This window comes from Pseudomonas sp. Root329, from assembly GCF_001424925.1.
GTDB classification, from domain to species: Bacteria; Pseudomonadota; Gammaproteobacteria; order Pseudomonadales; family Pseudomonadaceae; genus Aquipseudomonas; species Aquipseudomonas arabinosi.
In genome coordinates, this window is the sequence record NZ_LMCV01000004.1 from 111,750 (window position 1) to 127,312 (window position 15,563).

Genomic DNA, 15,563 nt, shown 5'->3' on the forward strand with positions numbered 1-15,563 from the left:
CCGATGGCCCTGGAGTCTTTCATGGTAGATCGCTCATCACCGCCAACCCGGCCACCCTTGAGTGCCGCGAGCCTGACGTTACGTCTGGCCGGTATCGCTGTGGTGGTTGCCGCCCTGGCCGGGGCTTTTGCCTACGTCAACGGCACCTTTGACCCACAGCGCCTGACCCCGAAAAAACTGATCAATGTGCTGGAAACCAACAACGGCGTGCACCCGGGCTTCCGGCGTAACCACTCCAAAGGCGTGTGCGTGATCGGACATTTCGAGAGCAGCGGTGAGGCGCGCAGCTATTCCAGCGCTCAGGTGTTCAATGTAGCGCGGACCCCGGTGGTCGGGCGTTTCGCATTGCCGGCCGGTAATCCTTATGCGCCAGACAACAGCGTGCCAATCCGCAGCCTGGCACTGCGCTTCACCCAGGCCAACGGCCAGCAATGGCGCACCGGGATGAACAGCATGCCGGTGTTCCCGGTGGGCACGCCCGAAGCGTTCTACCAATTGCAGCAGGCCCAGTCGTCGGATCCGGCCACCGGCAAGCCGAACCCGGCTGCCGTGCCAGCGTTCTTCGGTTCGCATCCGGAAGCTGCACCGTTCCTGGCCTGGATCAAAACCGCCAAGCCGTCGGCCAGCTACGTGACGGAAACCTACAACAGCGTCAATGCGTTTTACCTGGTGAACGCTGCGGGACAACGGCAGGCGGTGCGCTGGAGTATGGTGCCCGTCGCTCAGGATGCAGCGGGTGCTACGGCGCCTGAAGGGGGTGAATTCCTGGAGAAAGACCTGGTTCAGCGTATTTCCGCAGGGCCGCTGCGTTGGCAGCTGAACATCACACTGGCCAACCCTGGCGATCCGGTCAACGACGCCAGCAAGGCTTGGCCCGACGGTCGCAAAGTGTTGAACGCCGGCACGTTGGTGCTCGAAAGCACCCAGCCACAACTCAATGGCGAATGCCGGGACATCAACTACGACCCGCTGGTACTGCCCGCTGGTATCGAAGGTTCCGACGACCCTTTGCTCGCCGCTCGTTCAGCGGGGTACGCCACTTCCTACTTGCGTCGTACCAGCGAAGTCAGCCAGTTGCCCGTCGATAATAAACAGGAGTCTCGTCAATGAGCGCTCAACCGAACCATTTCGCGCCGTTAGCGCGATTGCTGCACTGGCTGATGGCGCTGATGATCATTGCCATGCTGTTTATCGGCGCGGGCATGGCCGCTTCGGTGTCCGAGCGTCATGAGTGGCTGATTCATCTGCACAAACCCTTGGGCGTCGCGATTCTGCTGCTGGTGATCGTGCGCCTGGCCGTGCGATTTTCCACTCAACAGCCACCGCTGCCAGCGGATCTGCCGGGTTGGCAAGCGCTGGCGGCCAAGGCTTCGCATGTGTTGCTGTACGCCTTGATGCTGATTCTGCCGCTGCTGGGTTGGGCGATGATTTCGGCGGCGGGGGATCCGGTGATGCTCAGCAGTTCGTTACAGTTGCCATCGATCGTACCGGCGAATGCGCAGGTGTTTGCGTTCCTGCGCAAGGCTCACGGGTATCTGGCGTATTTGTTGTTCTTGACGGTGCTACTGCATTTGGCGGCGGCGTTGTTTCACGGTTGGGTGCGCCGCGATGACGTGCTGGACAGCATGTTGCGGGGCAAGGATCGCGGCTGATCCCCTGTAGCAGCTGGCGAAGCCTGCGTTCGGCTGCGAAGCAGACGTCAATCGATTCACCACGGTTTAACTGAATGACCGAGGCGTTTGATTTTGCGACTGCTTCGCAGCCGAACGCAGGCTGCGCCAGCTGCTATGTATGGACTCGCCCCCACTGTCTACCCGCTTTTGAAAAACCGCCGCCCCGTTGCATCTATGTATCAGGCCTATTCGAAGAAGCCGTCTTCGGCTTCTGGCCAAAATTGGAAGAGCTCGTGGTATGCCGATTACAGTCAGGCCTCGAAGGCCAGTAGCAGCTTAGGCATCAATCCACGCCGGTCTTACCTGGGGTCAATTTTTTTTCAGCAAAGGGTCGGACAGTTAGTACCTCGGTGAGCCCGTGAATCAGGGCCAGCCCGGCGAATACCAGCGGTACACTGCACAACGGCGCTGAATCTTCTCTTCCACCGTGCCCCTGGCAATCATCTTGTNTGGAAGAGCTCGTGGTATGCCGATTACAGTCAGGCCTCGAAGGCCAGTAGCAGCTTAGGCATCAATCCACGCCGGTCTTACCTGGGGTCAATTTTTTTTCAGCAAAGGGTCGGACAGTTAGTACCTCGGTGGCAGAACTCTGTCGCTCAGTGGCTCATCGTCGCTTGCTGGCCATCACCCGTCTGGCGACGATAAGTCTGGTCATTCTGTAGAAGCACCCAGACGATTCGCAGGTTGCGGTTGGCTAGCCTGACCGCAGCCTCCTTACGGCCCAGCCGGCTCATCCAGCGCAACAAGCGGCGGTCATCGGGTTGCTGGGAATCAGGTCGTAGTTGTTGCAGCACCGCATGGGCTCCCTGGATCATCAGGCTGCCTAGATAAACATCGCCTCGCTTGGTCATGTCTCCCAGCCGGACCGTCTGCCCGCTGCTGTGCTGGTCAGGCACCATGCCAAAGTACGCGGCAAACTTGCGGGCATTGGGAAATCGCTCAGGCTTGGTTTCCTTGGCCACCAGTGCCGTGGCAGTGACTGGGCCGATGCCGCGCACAGTCATCAGTCGCTTCGCCGTCATGTCGGCGTTGGCGGCCACTTCCAGGCGCCCCGTCAGCACGCTGATGCGCTCGCCCAAATGGCGCCACTCGGCCAACAGTTCGTCGATCAGTTCACGCAGCAGGCCCGGCACCGGCTGGGTGGCATCTTCCAGTACCCGCGGAATTTTCTGGCTGATTGCAACATCGCCCTGCGCCAAGGCCACGCCGTGCTCAAGCAGCAGGCCGCGCATCTGATTACTCACCGCCGTGCGTCGACGCACATAACCCTGGCGGGCGCGATGCAACGCCTGCATTGCCAGCGCCGCAACGCTTTTGACCGGCACTGCGCAGATCTTTTCATCGCGACCAGCCCGCAGAATCGCCAGCGCATCGTTGCGGTCATTTTTAGGCCCGCTGCGATGTGCGGCCACCAAGCCGGCTGGAAGAATCCGCACCAGATTGCCTTGGTCTTGCAGCTGTCGGGCCCAAGCTTGAGCTCCCGGACCGGTCTCCATCAGAACCACGACATGAGGCGGCAACTGGCGGAGAAACTCATAAAACGCCTCGCGCGACTTGATCCGCTGCTCGTAGTGCACNAGAATCCGCGCCAGATTGCCTTGGTCTTGCAGCTGCGGGCCCAGGCTTGAGCACCCGGACCGGTCTCCATCAGAACCACGACATGAGGCGGCAACTGGCGGAGAAACTCATAAAACGCCTCGCGCGACTTGATCCGCTGCTCGTAGTGCACTTGGCCGAGGACGTCTTCGCCGGCGACCTGAAAGACCTGCTTGGCCAGATCGACCGCCACGGTTGTGCAGACCGACAAATCGGAAGAAGACACGGATTGATCAATCGAAGTATGCTTTTTCATGGACTCGCCCTCGCTGTCGTTGGCTGTTTAGACTGCCACCGTGGCGCATTGACGCCTCGGCGTGGGCGNGGATTGATCAATCGAAGTATGCTTTTTCATGGACTCGCCCTCGCTGTCGTTGGCTGTTTAGACTGCCACCGTGGCGCATTGACGCCTCGGCGTGGGCGAGTCCATCCAATTACATGGATCGGGCCGTCAGCGCAAGGTGTTGACCATATCCGCAACGGTCGTCAGCACATCCTTTCCCAACTGCTTCGAACGCTTGCCGGACCAGCCGGTCAGCGCATTCGGCGCATCGTTGTTGTCCTTGAAGGGCATTTCCAGGGTCAGCGACAGGCAGTCGAATTTCTCGCCGACGCTGTTGCACGCCAGGGTCATGTTGGCTTTGCCCGGTTCGTCGCGGGTGTAGCCGTGCTTGGTCTGGAAGTCCTTGGTCAGGTGCTTCAGATGACTGCGGAAATGCTCTTCGAGTTTTTCGATTCGTGGCGTGTACCCCGGATTGCCTTCGCAACCGGCGGTGAACACGTAGGGGATTTCTTCATCGCCATGGATGTCGAGGAACAGGTCCACGCCGTACTTTTCCATCTGCTGCTGAACGAACAGCACTTCCGGGCTGATTTCCTGGCTGGCGCTCTGCCAGGCGCGATTCAGGTCCTGGCCCATGGCGTTGGTGCGCAGGTGACCGTGGAACGCGCCGTCCGGGTTCATGTTGGGAACCAAATACAGATCGGCGCTGGTCAGCAGTTTGTTCAATACCGGATCGTCGTGTTTTTCGAGACGTTCGATCACACCTTCCATGAACCACTCGGCCATGTGTTCGCCGGGGTGTTGCTGGGCAATGATCCAGACCTTGCGCTGACCTTCGGCGCCAGTGCCTTTACGCAGCAGCTGGATGTCTCGACCTTCGACGCTCTTGCCGGTGGCCAGCAGTTCGGTGCCGGCCTTGGTCAGCGCTTGCTCGATCAACCAGTCATGGCGACCGCGGCTGTAGGGTTCGAAGTAAGCAAACCAGGCGTGGGTGGCGGTGGCTTCAAGGCTGAAGCGCAGGCAGTCACCTTCGAAAATGGTCGGCACCCGGAACCAGTTGACGTGGTCGTAGGACGCCACCGCCTGATAACCATCCCAGGCTTTGTTGTAGGAGGACTTGCTGGCATTGTTCAGACGAAACCAGTGTTCCTGACCGACGTGCAGACCGCTGGCCTTGAAATGGAACCACTGAAAGTGTTGGCTGCGGGTGTCTGGCTTGATGGCCAGCAGGGCTTGCAACGGATTGCTGATGTCCAGCACTTCAATGTTGCCACTGTCGAAGTTGGCACTGATGTCGAAAGAGGATTTAGCCACGGCCATAGTCGATTCCTGAATATGATTTTATGGCTGCTACTTTACACGCTGGGAAGGGAAAAACCGGGGGAAATTCTGGGCTGAAGCGGGGGGCGTCCTCCTTGACGCCGACGCAGCTTAGAGACTGTGCGATTGATTCTCAAGCGCTATTTTTTATTAGTTTGGGCCAATGATGCCGGGCTTCTCTTGCCAACGGATATTCTTTTGATATCATCCGCGCCATTCGAATTTGCAGCACCTAAAGACTTCATTAGCCTGAAGGTAAAGCCAGAATAACTGGCAAAAAAAAGACCCGGCAAAAAGCCGGGTCAAAAACCGTGATTAGCCTGATGAGGAGATAGTCCAGGAGACCGACCTAAGGTCACTTGGACAATCGACTGATCTCGCGACCAGCTGCATGCAATAATAATCATTCTCGTTTGCAAGTCAAATGCTTTTATCTGCGCGATTGGAAAAATCTTTCCTGTCCTCCTCGCAAGCACCCGTGTCTCACCCGTTCTGATCGCCCTCCAGGGATCGATCTACCATCGCCCTGGCCATGTCGATCATGTGCACCGCCGAAAACGCCAGGTCCCGACTTGCGCCCTGTAAATTGCTGGCTGACTCGTACGCGATGGCGGCGGCACAACGTAGCAAATCCGTGGCATGGACCAGCGCCTCTTCGCAGCTGATGTTGCGGTTTACGTCAAAGAAACGTTCTTCGATCACTTCTTCTGAAACAGCTGGTTTCAAGTAATAGTCCAGCGCTCGTTGCGCGGCGGCAGAGCCTTTTGGCGAGGTGAGGGACGTGTCGATTTGCATGTCAGGCAGGTCGTTGCTGGGAATGGACATGGCGATGGCAAGCTCCGTGATAGATTCAGATCCGTGAACCAATCCTAGTACGTACTGTATTTATGACGAGAGATTAAATACTACAATTTGTGTTTTGATGGCCGGAGGCGCCCACGTATCGTGCCGCACATGGATAAATGGATTGAATTGGTCAAGGCCAAGATGAGTGAACTCAAAGTCACTCAAGAAGAACTCGCAGATCGCCTCGGGATGTCCCAGGGCGGCGTCGGCCACTGGCTGAACAAACGCCGCGACCCCGGCGTCGTCAACATGAACCGTGTGTTGAAGGCGCTGGGCATGGACTTTCTCGAAGTGGTGCTGGTGATCCGCGAACCACTCATCCTGGAAGAGGAGGAGATGCCTCTGGCGCTGAAGTACAACCCGTACTTCCGCTACCCGGTCAGTGACTGGAAGGAGCCGGCGCAGCTGCGCGATGGTGAGCTGACGGTGTATCGCAAGGAGGAACGCTTCGAGCTGACCGACTACCACGCCCAAGGCCCGGCCTTCTGGCTGAGTGTGGTGGGCGATGCGATGACCGCGCCCACGGGTATCAGCATCGCCGAGGGCATGATGATCCTGGTGGACCCGGCCATCGTGCCGGAACCCGGAAAACTGGTGATCGCCCAATGGCCCGACAGCGCCGAGGCGACCTTTCGCAAGCTGATCGAAGAGGGCGGGCAGCGTTACCTGATCCCGCTCAATCCGACGTATCCGAAAGCCCTTTACACCGAAGAGTGCCGAATTATCGGCGTGGTGGTTCAGGCGACAGCCAGGTTCTGATCAGATCGGTCCTCGCAAGACGTAGGACCGATCTTCATTTCATGCTTCTTCAAACTCGACCAACGCACTGCCTTCACTGACCATCTCGCCTTCCTGGCAATACAGCGCCTTGATCACCCCGGCGTGTGGCGCACGAATGCTGTGCTCCATTTTCATCGCCTCCAGCACCACCAACTGCGCCCCGGCTTCTACCGTTTGCCCGGCTTCCACCAGTACCCGCACGATGCTGCCATTCATGGGCGCGGTCAGCCCGCCGTGATGGCTGTGACTGGCTTCGACGGCACTGATCGGGTCGTAGGACTCGATGCGGCGCAATTCACCTTCCCATTGCAGATACAGAACGTCGCCACGGCGGATTGCCCGATGCTGGCGGCGCAGGCCGTTGAGCTCGATTAGCAGTTGCTCGCCCTTGAGTTGAGCGGTGTGGGCATCAGCGTCGCCCAACGTCAGCGCGCAATCCTGGCCTTCACAACTCAAATGCAGGGTGATTTCTGTCGGCAGTCCGGCACGGAAACCATTGCTGTTGGCCCAAGGCGAAACCGGGTCATCGGCACGAGGAGAGCTCGGCTGGCTTTGGGCAAACGCCTGGGCGGCGGCTTGCCAGAATTCGTCACTGAGGTCCGAGGCGACTGGCAGCAGTTCTTCCTGATAACGCGGAATGAACCCGGTATCCAGTTCAGCCGCAGCAAACGCCGGATGGCCGACGATCCGGCGCAGGAAGTTGATGTTGGTCTTGAGCCCGCCAATGGCAAACTCATCGAGCATGCTCAGCAGCCGCAGTCGCGCCTGTTCACGATCCTCGCCCCAGGCAATCAGTTTGCCGAGCATCGGATCGTAGAATGGAGAGATCTCGTCGCCTTCTTCGACGCCACTGTCCACCCGCCGTCCCGGACCTTGCGCGGATTCGCGATACAGCTCCAGTCGACCGGTAGCCGGCAGGAAATCATTGCCCGGGTCTTCGGCATACAACCGCACTTCGATGGCATGCCCGATCAGCGGAACCTCGGCTTGAGTCATCGGCAGCGCTTCGCCACGGGCCACACGAATCTGCCAGGCCACCAGATCGAGGCCGGTGATGGCTTCGGTGACCGGGTGTTCGACTTGAAGGCGTGTGTTCATCTCCATGAAGAAGAACTCACCGCGAGAGTCCAGCAGAAACTCCACGGTGCCGGCGCCGACATAGCCGATGGCTTGTGCCGAACGCACGGCGGCTTCGCCCATGGCGCGACGCAGTTCCGGGCTCAAGCCTGGAGCGGGTGCTTCTTCAACGACTTTTTGGTGCCGACGCTGAATCGAACAGTCACGTTCGTTGAGGTACAGGCAGTTGCCGTGCTGATCGGCAAAGACCTGGATTTCCACGTGGCGCGGTTTGAGCAGGTACTTCTCCACCAGCATCCGAGAATCGCCGAACGAGGATTTCGCTTCACGCTGGGCCGAGGCCAGGGCTTCGGCCAACTGGCTGACGTCCTCGACCACTTTCATGCCTTTGCCGCCACCGCCCGCGGTGGCCTTGAGCAGCACTGGATAACCGATGCGTTCGCAGGCGTCGCGGAAGGTGTCGAGGTCCTGAGCTTCGCCGTGATAGCCAGGCACCAGCGGCACGCCGGCGGTTTCCATCAAGGCTTTGGCGGCGGATTTGCTGCCCATTGCATCAATGGCTGAGGCGGGCGGGCCGAGGAAAATCAGGCCAGCTTCTTCAATCGCGCGGGCGAACCCGGCGTTCTCGGAAAGAAAGCCATAACCCGGATGAATCGCCTGAGCGCCGCTGGCCTTGGCCGCGGCGATCAGTTTGTCGATTTGCAGGTAGCTGTCGGCGGCTTTGCTGCCACCGAGATCGACGCGGATATCCGCTTCGCGGCTGTGTCGGGCTTCACGGTCAGTGGCGCTGTGCACGGCCACGGTGGTCAGGCCCAGGGCTTTGGCGGTGCGCATCACCCGGCAAGCGATTTCGCCGCGGTTGGCCACCAGCAGGGTGGTGAGAACAGGTGCGCTCATCAACGCGGCTCCTTGGTGGTGGTTTCGGCTTGCCAGCTCGGCGGACGTTTTTGCAGAAAGGCCCGCAGGCCTTCCTGACCTTCGGGGCTGACGCGAATTCGGGCGATGGCATTTTCGGTGTAGCGGCGTAGTGCCGGGGTCAGCGCGCCGTGGCCGACTTCGCGCAGCAAGTCCTTGCTGGAGCGCATGGCGGCCGGGCTGTTGAGCAACAGGTTGTCGATCCACTGCTCGACTTTCTGTTCCAGCTCAGCGATCGGATAACTCTCCGATAACAAGCCGATTTCTCGCGCTCGTTGTCCGCCGAAACGCTCGGCAGTCAGCGCATAGCGACGTGCCGCGCGTTCGCCGATGGCTTGCACCACGAACGGACTGATCACCGCCGGGGCCAGGCCGATGCGCACTTCCGACAGGCAGAACTGCGCGTCATCGGCGCCGATGGCCATGTCGCAGCAACTGATCAGGCCCAGCGCGCCACCGAATGCAGCGCCTTGCACCACTGCCAGCGTCGGGACCTTCAGCTTGGCGAGGTTGTACATCAACTCCGCCAGTTCCCGGGCGTCGTCGAGGTTGGTGTGGTAATCGAGTTCGGCCGATTGCTGCATCCAGGCCAGGTCCGCGCCGGCACTGAAATGCTTGCCGCGTCCACGCACTAACAGGAAACGCAGACTGGCATCGCTCGACACTTTGTCCAGCGCGAGGATCAGTTCGCGGATCATTTCGGCGTTGAACGCGTTGTTCTTTTCTTCACGGCTGAGCCACAGGGTGGCAAAACCACGCGGGTCGGTCAGTAGTTCGAGGGTGTTGAAGTCGCTCATGATTTTCTCCCGATCACATCCGGAACACGCCGAAGCGGCTCTGTTCGACAGGCGCATTCAGCGACGCCGACAAGGCCAGGGCCAATACATCGCGGGTTTGCGCCGGGTCGATGACACCGTCGTCCCACAACCGGGCGCTGGAGTAGTAGGGATGACCCTGTTCTTCATATTGGTCGAGGATCGGTTGCTTGATCTCGGCTTCCTGCTCGGCGCTGAAACTTTGGCCACTGCGCTCGGCCTGCTCGCGTTTCACCTGCACCAAAACACCCGCGGCCTGCTCGGCGCCCATCACGCCGATGCGTGCATTCGGCCACATCCACAGGAAACGTGGATCGTAAGCCCGGCCGCACATGCCGTAGTTACCGGCACCGAAACTGCCACCGATGATCACGGTGAACTTCGGCACCTTGGCGCACGCCACAGCGGTTACCAGTTTCGCGCCATGCTTGGCGATGCCGCCGGCCTCGTATTTCTGGCCGACCATGAAACCGGTGATGTTTTGCAGGAACAACAGCGGAATGCCGCGCTGACAGGCCAGCTCGATGAAGTGCGCGCCTTTCTGCGCCGCTTCGGCGAACAGAATGCCGTTGTTGGCGAGGATCGCGATCGGGTAACCGTGCAAGTGGGCAAAGCCGCACACCAGGGTCGTCCCGAACAGTGCTTTGAATTCGTCGAACACCGAACCGTCCACCAACCGCGCAATCACTTCACGCACATCGAACGGCTGCTTGGCATCCGCCGAGACCACGCCGTACAACCCGTCGCTGTTGTAGAGCGGGGCGATGGGCGTGCGCTGTTGCACTTCGCCGAGTTTGCGCCAGTTGAGGTTGGCGATGCTGCGTCGCGCAATGGCCAGGGCGTGTTCGTCGCTCTCGGCGTAGTGGTCGGCCACTCCGGAAATCTTGCAGTGCACATCGGCCCCGCCGAGGTCTTCGGCGCTGACCACTTCACCTGTGGCGGCTTTCACCAGTGGCGGGCCGGCGAGGAAAATCGTCGCTTGCTCGCGCACCATGATCGCTTCGTCGGCCATGGCTGGCACGTACGCGCCACCGGCGGTGCAGGAACCCATGACCACCGCGATTTGCGGGATGCCCATGGCGCTCATGTTGGCTTGGTTGAAGAAGATCCGTCCGAAGTGCTCACGGTCCGGGAACACTTCATCCTGACGTGGCAGGTTGGCGCCGCCAGAGTCCACCAGGTAAATGCACGGCAAGCGGTTCTGCTGGGCGATGGTTTGGGCGCGCAGGTGTTTTTTTACGGTCAGCGGGTAATACGAGCCACCTTTTACGGTGGCGTCGTTGGCGACGATCATGCATTCGACGCCTTCCACACGGCCGATCCCGGCAATCACGCCAGCGGCCGGAACGTCTTCGCCATACACCTCGTAGGCCGCCAATTGGCTGATCTCGAGAAACGGTGAACCCGGATCGAGCAGACGATTGATCCGTTCACGCGGCAGCAGTTTGCCCCGCGAGGTGTGGCGCTCTTGCGCCTTCGGGCCGCCACCTTGCTGCACTTTAGCGAGCAGGGTGTGCAGGGCGTCGACCTGTTTGAGCATCGCCGCGCTGTTGGCCGCGAACTCCGCCGATCGGGGGTTGAGCTGGGTATGCAGGATAGCCATGGACAGCTCCGTTTAGCGGGTTTCGTTGAACAGTTCGCGACCGATCAGCATGCGACGGATCTCACTGGTGCCGGCACCGATTTCGTACAGCTTGGCGTCACGCAGCAGACGACCGGCCGGGAATTCGTTGATGTAGCCATTGCCACCGAGAATCTGGATCGCATCGAGGGCCATTCGGGTCGCGCATTCGGCGCTGTAGAGGATGACTCCAGCGGCGTCCTTGCGGGCGGTTTCGCCACGCTCGCACGCCTGGGCCACCGCATAGAGGTAGGCACGGCTGGCATTGAGTTGGGTGTACATGTCGGCGACCTTGCCCTGGATCAGCTGGAATTCGCCGATGCTTTGGCCGAACTGCTTGCGGTCGTGGATGTACGGCACGATCAGGTCCATGCAGGCTTGCATGATCCCTGTCGGGCCGCCGGACAGGACAACGCGTTCGTAATCGAGGCCGCTCATCAGCACCTTCACGCCGCCGTTGAGCACGCCGAGGATGTTTTCTTCCGGCACTTCCACGTCATCGAAGAACAGCTCGCAGGTGTTGGAACCGCGCATGCCGAGCTTGTCGAATTTGTTGCTGCGGCTGAAGCCTTTGGAATCGCGTTCAACGATGAACGCGGTGATGCCGTGGGGGCCTTTTTCCAGGTCGGTCTTGGCGTAGATCACGTAGGTGTTGGCGTCCGGACCATTGGTGATCCAGGTTTTGCTGCCGTTCAGGACGTAGTGATCGCCGCGTTTGTCGGCGCGCAGTTTCATCGACACCACGTCAGAACCGGCATTCGGTTCGCTCATGGCCAGGGCGCCGATGTGCTCGCCGCTGATCAGCTTCGGCAGGTATTTGGTTTTCTGTTCGTGATTGCCATTGCGGTTGATCTGGTTGACGCAGAGGTTGGAGTGCGCGCCGTAGGACAGGGCGACCGAGGCCGAACCGCGGCTGATTTCTTCCATGATCACCACGTGGGCCAGGTAACCCAGGCCAGCGCCGCCGTACTCTTCCGGTACGGTCACGCCCAGCAGGCCCATGTCGCCGAATTTACGCCACAGGTCGGCGGGGAACAGGTTGTCGATGTCGATCTGAGCAGCGCGTGGTGCGATCTCTTTGGCGACGAAGGACTGAACCTGATCGCGCAGCATGTCGATGGTTTCACCGAGGGCAAAGTTCAGGGATGGGTAGCTCATGGGTCACCTTTTGGCTTTTTTGTAGGGTAGGGAGGGCCGTGATATGGTTCTCACCTTTACGTTAACGTAAGCCTGTGACGAATGGCTGTCAATCACCCTTTACGTTAACGTCAACTTGAGCGAGAGTAGAGCCAGTTCTGAATGATCGGGGCTAGCCATATGCCTCGTTCCAACAACCCACTAATAAAGACAATAGGGGTCGTCATGGATCAACCCAGTGCAAGCCCGCAGCGCAGCTATACCCGCGGTTCCCAGGACAAAGCCTTGCTGGCGATGACCATCGGCCAGGCATTCGATAACACCGTCGCGAAGTATCCGACCGGGGAGGCGCTGGTCGTGCGCCATCAACAGTTGCGCTACACCTGGCAGCAACTGGCCGAAACCGTGGATCTGCATGCCAAAGCGCTGTTGGCGTTGGGTTTGCAGACCGGTGATCGTCTGGGTATCTGGGCACCGAACTGCGCCCAATGGTGTATCAGCCAGTTCGCCAGCGCGAAAATTGGTGTGATTCTGGTCAACATCAACCCCGCCTACCGCAGCTCCGAACTTGAATACGTGTTGAAGCAATCCGGTTGCCAATGGCTGGTCTGCGCTGGCGCCTTCAAGTCCTCCGACTATCACGGAATGCTGCAAAGCCTCGTTCCCGAGCTGGCTGAGCAATCCATCGGAAAGTTGCAGAGCGAACGACTGCCGGAGCTGCGCGGTGTCATCAGCCTTGATCCTCAGCCGCCATCGGGCTTCCTGCCGTGGTCGCAATTGACCGATCTCGCGGGGAGCGTGTCGGCCGAGCAGTTGAACGAACGACAGCACAGCCTGCATTTCGACCAGGCGGTAAATATCCAGTACACCTCCGGCACCACCGGTTTCCCGAAGGGTGCGACCCTCAGTCACTACAATATTCTGAACAACGGTTACATGGTCGGCGAAAGCCTCGGCCTGACCGCGAGTGATCGTCTGGTCATCCCGGTGCCGCTTTATCACTGCTTCGGCATGGTCATGGGCAACCTCGGCTGCATGACCCACGGCAGCACCATGATTTACCCCAATGATGCCTTCGATCCGCTGCTGACGTTGACCACTGTCGCTGAGGAACAGGCCACCGCGCTCTATGGTGTGCCCACCATGTTCATCGCCATGCTCGATCAGCCCAAACGTGCTGAATTTGATCTGTCGAGCCTGCGCACCGGGATCATGGCCGGGGCGACCTGTCCGATCGAAGTGATGCGTCGGGTCATCAGTGAAATGCACATGAGCGAAGTGCAGATTGCCTACGGCATGACGGAAACAAGTCCGGTGTCGTTGCAGACCGGTCCGTCAGACGAACTGGAATTGCGCGTCACCACCGTCGGCCGAACTCAGCCGCAACTGGAAAGCAAAATCATCGACGAGGCGGGCAACCTCGTGCCGCGCGGCACTATCGGTGAGCTGTGCACCCGCGGCTACAGCGTGATGCTCGGTTACTGGAACAACCCGCAAGGCACCGCGGAAGCGATTGACCAGGCCGGCTGGATGCACACCGGTGATCTGGCGAGCATGAACGACGAAGGCTACGTATGCATTGCCGGACGTAACAAGGACATGATCATCCGCGGCGGTGAGAATATTTACCCGCGGGAGTTGGAAGAGTTCTTCTTCACCCACCCGGCTGTCGCCGATGTGCAAGTGATCGGGATTCCGTGCTCGCGTTATGGCGAAGAGATTGTTGCGTGGATCAAGTTCCATCCGGGCCACAGCGCCACCGAGCAAGAGCTGCAAGCGTGGTGCAAGGAGCGCATCGCGCACTTCAAGACACCGCGTTACTTTAAGTTCGTCGATGAGTTTCCGATGACCGTGACCGGGAAGATTCAGAAGTTTCGGATGCGTGAGATCAGTATCGAGGAGTTGCGCGGTAACCAAGACTGACAACAATCCCCTTGTGGGAGCGGGCTTGCTCGCGAAGGCGGTGGATCAGTCGACACATGCAGTGACTGACACGCCGCCTTCGCGAGCAAGCCCGCTCCCACAATTTGATCGAGGAAAACCTGAATGCCAGAAAGCACAAAGGGGAGCCGAAGCTCCCCTTTAATTTTGTCGTTGCGCGTGCTCTTTTTTTATTATTGAGGGGCGGTCTGTTGTTGTTTTTTGAAACCGTGGCCCTTTACCGCTGTTTTTGTCGATCCCCATCCGGGATCAAGAGCAAACGTATTTTTTTGAGCGCTGATCTACTTTTTCGCTAAGCGATCCAACCAGTTCGGGAGCTACCTGAAGGTAGTTTTATTGTTCTCTGCCCGGTTGCGGGTTACTCCGAAAAGCACCCTGAAAAGCACATCCTCTCCAAAAAAATCTGTTAGCTGCGTCTCTGCCGTGTTGTTTTTGTTATGTCAGAGTCGTTACGTCTTATTTTTATTAGGTTTGCCGCTTTTTTTGTTCTTGTTATGCAATAGAGATAGCAGAAGGCGTGCCAACTTTTAAAAAGCCTTTAAAATCAACGTCTTAAGTTTTTGTCGGGTTTTTCGTTCAGTCAAAATCCGACAATTTGTTTCCGTGTTACTCGCTTGTGCCCCACGTTTCAGACGCAGCGGTAACACCCGGACGCCTCACTGTGCGCTACGAGCCTTGGCCACGCGCGAACCGGTCGGTCGCCCCAGCACCGTGCAAATCTGCTGACCGGCCAGAATCAAGGCGTCCAGGTCGATACCGGTCTCGATGCCCAGGCCATTGAGCAGGTAAACCACGTCTTCGGTAGCGACGTTACCGCTGGCGCCCTTGGCGTACGGGCAGCCGCCGAGGCCGGCGATGGAGCTGTCGAACACCGAGATGCCTTCCAGCAGACTGGCGTAGATGTTGGCCATGGCCTGGCCATAGGTGTCGTGGAAGTGCCCGGCCAGTTTTTCACGTGGCACATCGGCCGAGACCACTTCGAACATCTTGCGGGTCGCGCCAGCGGTGCCGGTGCCGATGGTGTCGCCCAGGGAAACTTCATAGCAGCCCATCGCGTAGAGCTCGCGAGCGACTCGAGCGACTTGCTCGGGTGCGACGTTACCTTCGTAAGGGCAGCCCAGCACACAGGACACGTAACCGCGCACGCTGACACCGTGTTGCCTGGCGGCGTCGATGATCGGCACGAAGCGCTCCAGGCTTTCGCTGATCGAGCAATTGATGTTGCGTTGGGAAAACGATTCCGACGCGGCGGCGAACACCGCGACTTCCTTGACCCCGGCCGCAATGGCGTCTTCAAACCCGCGCAGGTTGGGGGCGAGTGCACCATAGGTTACGCCCGGTTTGCGCTGGATCTGCGCGAAGACGTCGGCGGAACCGGCCATTTGCGGTACCCATTTGGGCGAAACGAAACTGCCGACTTCTATATAGCCGAGACCGGCGGCGGTCAGCGCGTCGACCAGTTGCACCTTGTCCGCAACGCTGATGGGTTGGGCTTCGTTTTGCAGACCGTCGCGTGGGCCGACTTCGACCAGGCGTACGTGGGCGGGAAGGGACATAAG

General features: G+C 59.3%; 12 protein-coding genes and 1 pseudogene. 4 read left to right on the forward strand and 9 right to left on the reverse strand.

The features are described 5' to 3' along the window. The first annotated feature begins 21 nt into the window (after window positions 1-21). Together ASC74_RS06650 and ASC74_RS06655 are read left to right on the forward strand one after the other, a co-directional pair. Window positions 22-1,110, forward strand: coding sequence for a catalase family peroxidase (locus ASC74_RS06650; RefSeq protein WP_056740287.1), 1,089 nt, complete (start codon window positions 22-24; stop codon window positions 1,108-1,110). Next, window positions 1,107-1,652, forward strand: a complete 546-nt coding sequence (locus ASC74_RS06655) for a cytochrome b (protein WP_056740290.1) — start codon at window positions 1,107-1,109, stop codon at window positions 1,650-1,652. The genes ASC74_RS06650 and ASC74_RS06655 overlap by 4 nt, the downstream gene beginning before the upstream one ends. Before the next feature lie 617 nt (window positions 1,653-2,269). Here ASC74_RS06655 and ASC74_RS06660 read toward each other — a convergent pair. The 4 genes and pseudogenes from ASC74_RS06660 to ASC74_RS06670 form a co-directional block, all read right to left on the reverse strand. Beyond that, window positions 2,270-3,250, reverse strand: a 981-nt coding sequence (locus ASC74_RS06660; protein ID WP_082555779.1) for an IS110 family transposase, incomplete at its 5' end; no start/stop codon positions are given. Window positions 3,251-3,331: 81 nt separating this feature from the next. Continuing rightward, window positions 3,332-3,480: pseudogene (locus ASC74_RS32575) on the reverse strand (IS110 family transposase); the annotation flags it as partial. A gap of 240 nt (window positions 3,481-3,720) precedes the next feature. Continuing rightward, the gene (locus ASC74_RS06665; protein ID WP_046047550.1) at window positions 3,721-4,872 is read right to left on the reverse strand and encodes a M14 family metallopeptidase; all 1,152 of its coding nucleotides are present in this window, start codon (window positions 4,870-4,872) and stop codon (window positions 3,721-3,723) included. Window positions 4,873-5,355: 483 nt separating this feature from the next. After that, complete coding sequence (locus tag ASC74_RS06670; RefSeq protein WP_056740294.1) at window positions 5,356-5,697, reverse strand: DUF6124 family protein; 342 nt, start codon at window positions 5,695-5,697, stop codon at window positions 5,356-5,358. A gap of 129 nt (window positions 5,698-5,826) precedes the next feature. Between ASC74_RS06670 and ASC74_RS06675 the strand changes: the two genes are divergently transcribed. Further along, window positions 5,827-6,477, forward strand: a complete 651-nt coding sequence (locus tag ASC74_RS06675) for a LexA family protein (RefSeq protein WP_056740295.1) — start codon at window positions 5,827-5,829, stop codon at window positions 6,475-6,477. 39 nt (window positions 6,478-6,516) lie between these two features. Here ASC74_RS06675 and ASC74_RS06680 read toward each other — a convergent pair whose 3' ends face one another. From ASC74_RS06680 to ASC74_RS06695, 4 genes are read right to left on the reverse strand one after another with little or no spacing between them, the layout of a single operon-like run. After that, window positions 6,517-8,472, reverse strand: a complete 1,956-nt coding sequence (locus ASC74_RS06680) for an acetyl/propionyl/methylcrotonyl-CoA carboxylase subunit alpha (protein WP_056740297.1) — start codon at window positions 8,470-8,472, stop codon at window positions 6,517-6,519. Continuing rightward, window positions 8,472-9,287 carry a gamma-carboxygeranoyl-CoA hydratase gene (locus tag ASC74_RS06685; protein WP_056740299.1) on the reverse strand — a complete coding sequence of 272 codons (816 nt, stop codon included), beginning with the start codon at window positions 9,285-9,287 and terminating at the stop codon, window positions 8,472-8,474. Before ASC74_RS06685 ends, ASC74_RS06680 begins: the two co-directional genes overlap by 1 nt. A 13-nt stretch (window positions 9,288-9,300) precedes the next feature. Beyond that, entirely contained in the window at window positions 9,301-10,908 is a 1,608-nt protein-coding gene (locus ASC74_RS06690; protein ID WP_056740300.1) for a carboxyl transferase domain-containing protein, read from the reverse strand. A gap of 12 nt (window positions 10,909-10,920) precedes the next feature. Then, window positions 10,921-12,084 carry an isovaleryl-CoA dehydrogenase gene (locus ASC74_RS06695; protein ID WP_046047545.1) on the reverse strand — a complete coding sequence of 388 codons (1,164 nt, stop codon included), beginning with the start codon at window positions 12,082-12,084 and terminating at the stop codon, window positions 10,921-10,923. A 204-nt stretch (window positions 12,085-12,288) separates the two neighbouring features. On the opposite strand from ASC74_RS06695, the gene ASC74_RS06700 reads away from it, so the two are divergent. Continuing rightward, on the forward strand, window positions 12,289-13,986 hold the full coding sequence (locus ASC74_RS06700; RefSeq protein ID WP_056740302.1) for an AMP-binding protein: 1,698 nt from the start codon (window positions 12,289-12,291) through the stop codon (window positions 13,984-13,986). A 674-nt stretch (window positions 13,987-14,660) separates the two neighbouring features. On the opposite strand, the gene ASC74_RS06705 is transcribed toward ASC74_RS06700, so the two are convergent. Continuing rightward, window positions 14,661-15,560: a hydroxymethylglutaryl-CoA lyase gene (locus ASC74_RS06705; RefSeq protein WP_056740304.1), complete on the reverse strand. Its 900-nt coding sequence runs from the start codon at window positions 15,558-15,560 to the stop codon at window positions 14,661-14,663. Window positions 15,561-15,563: the final 3 nt, after the last annotated feature.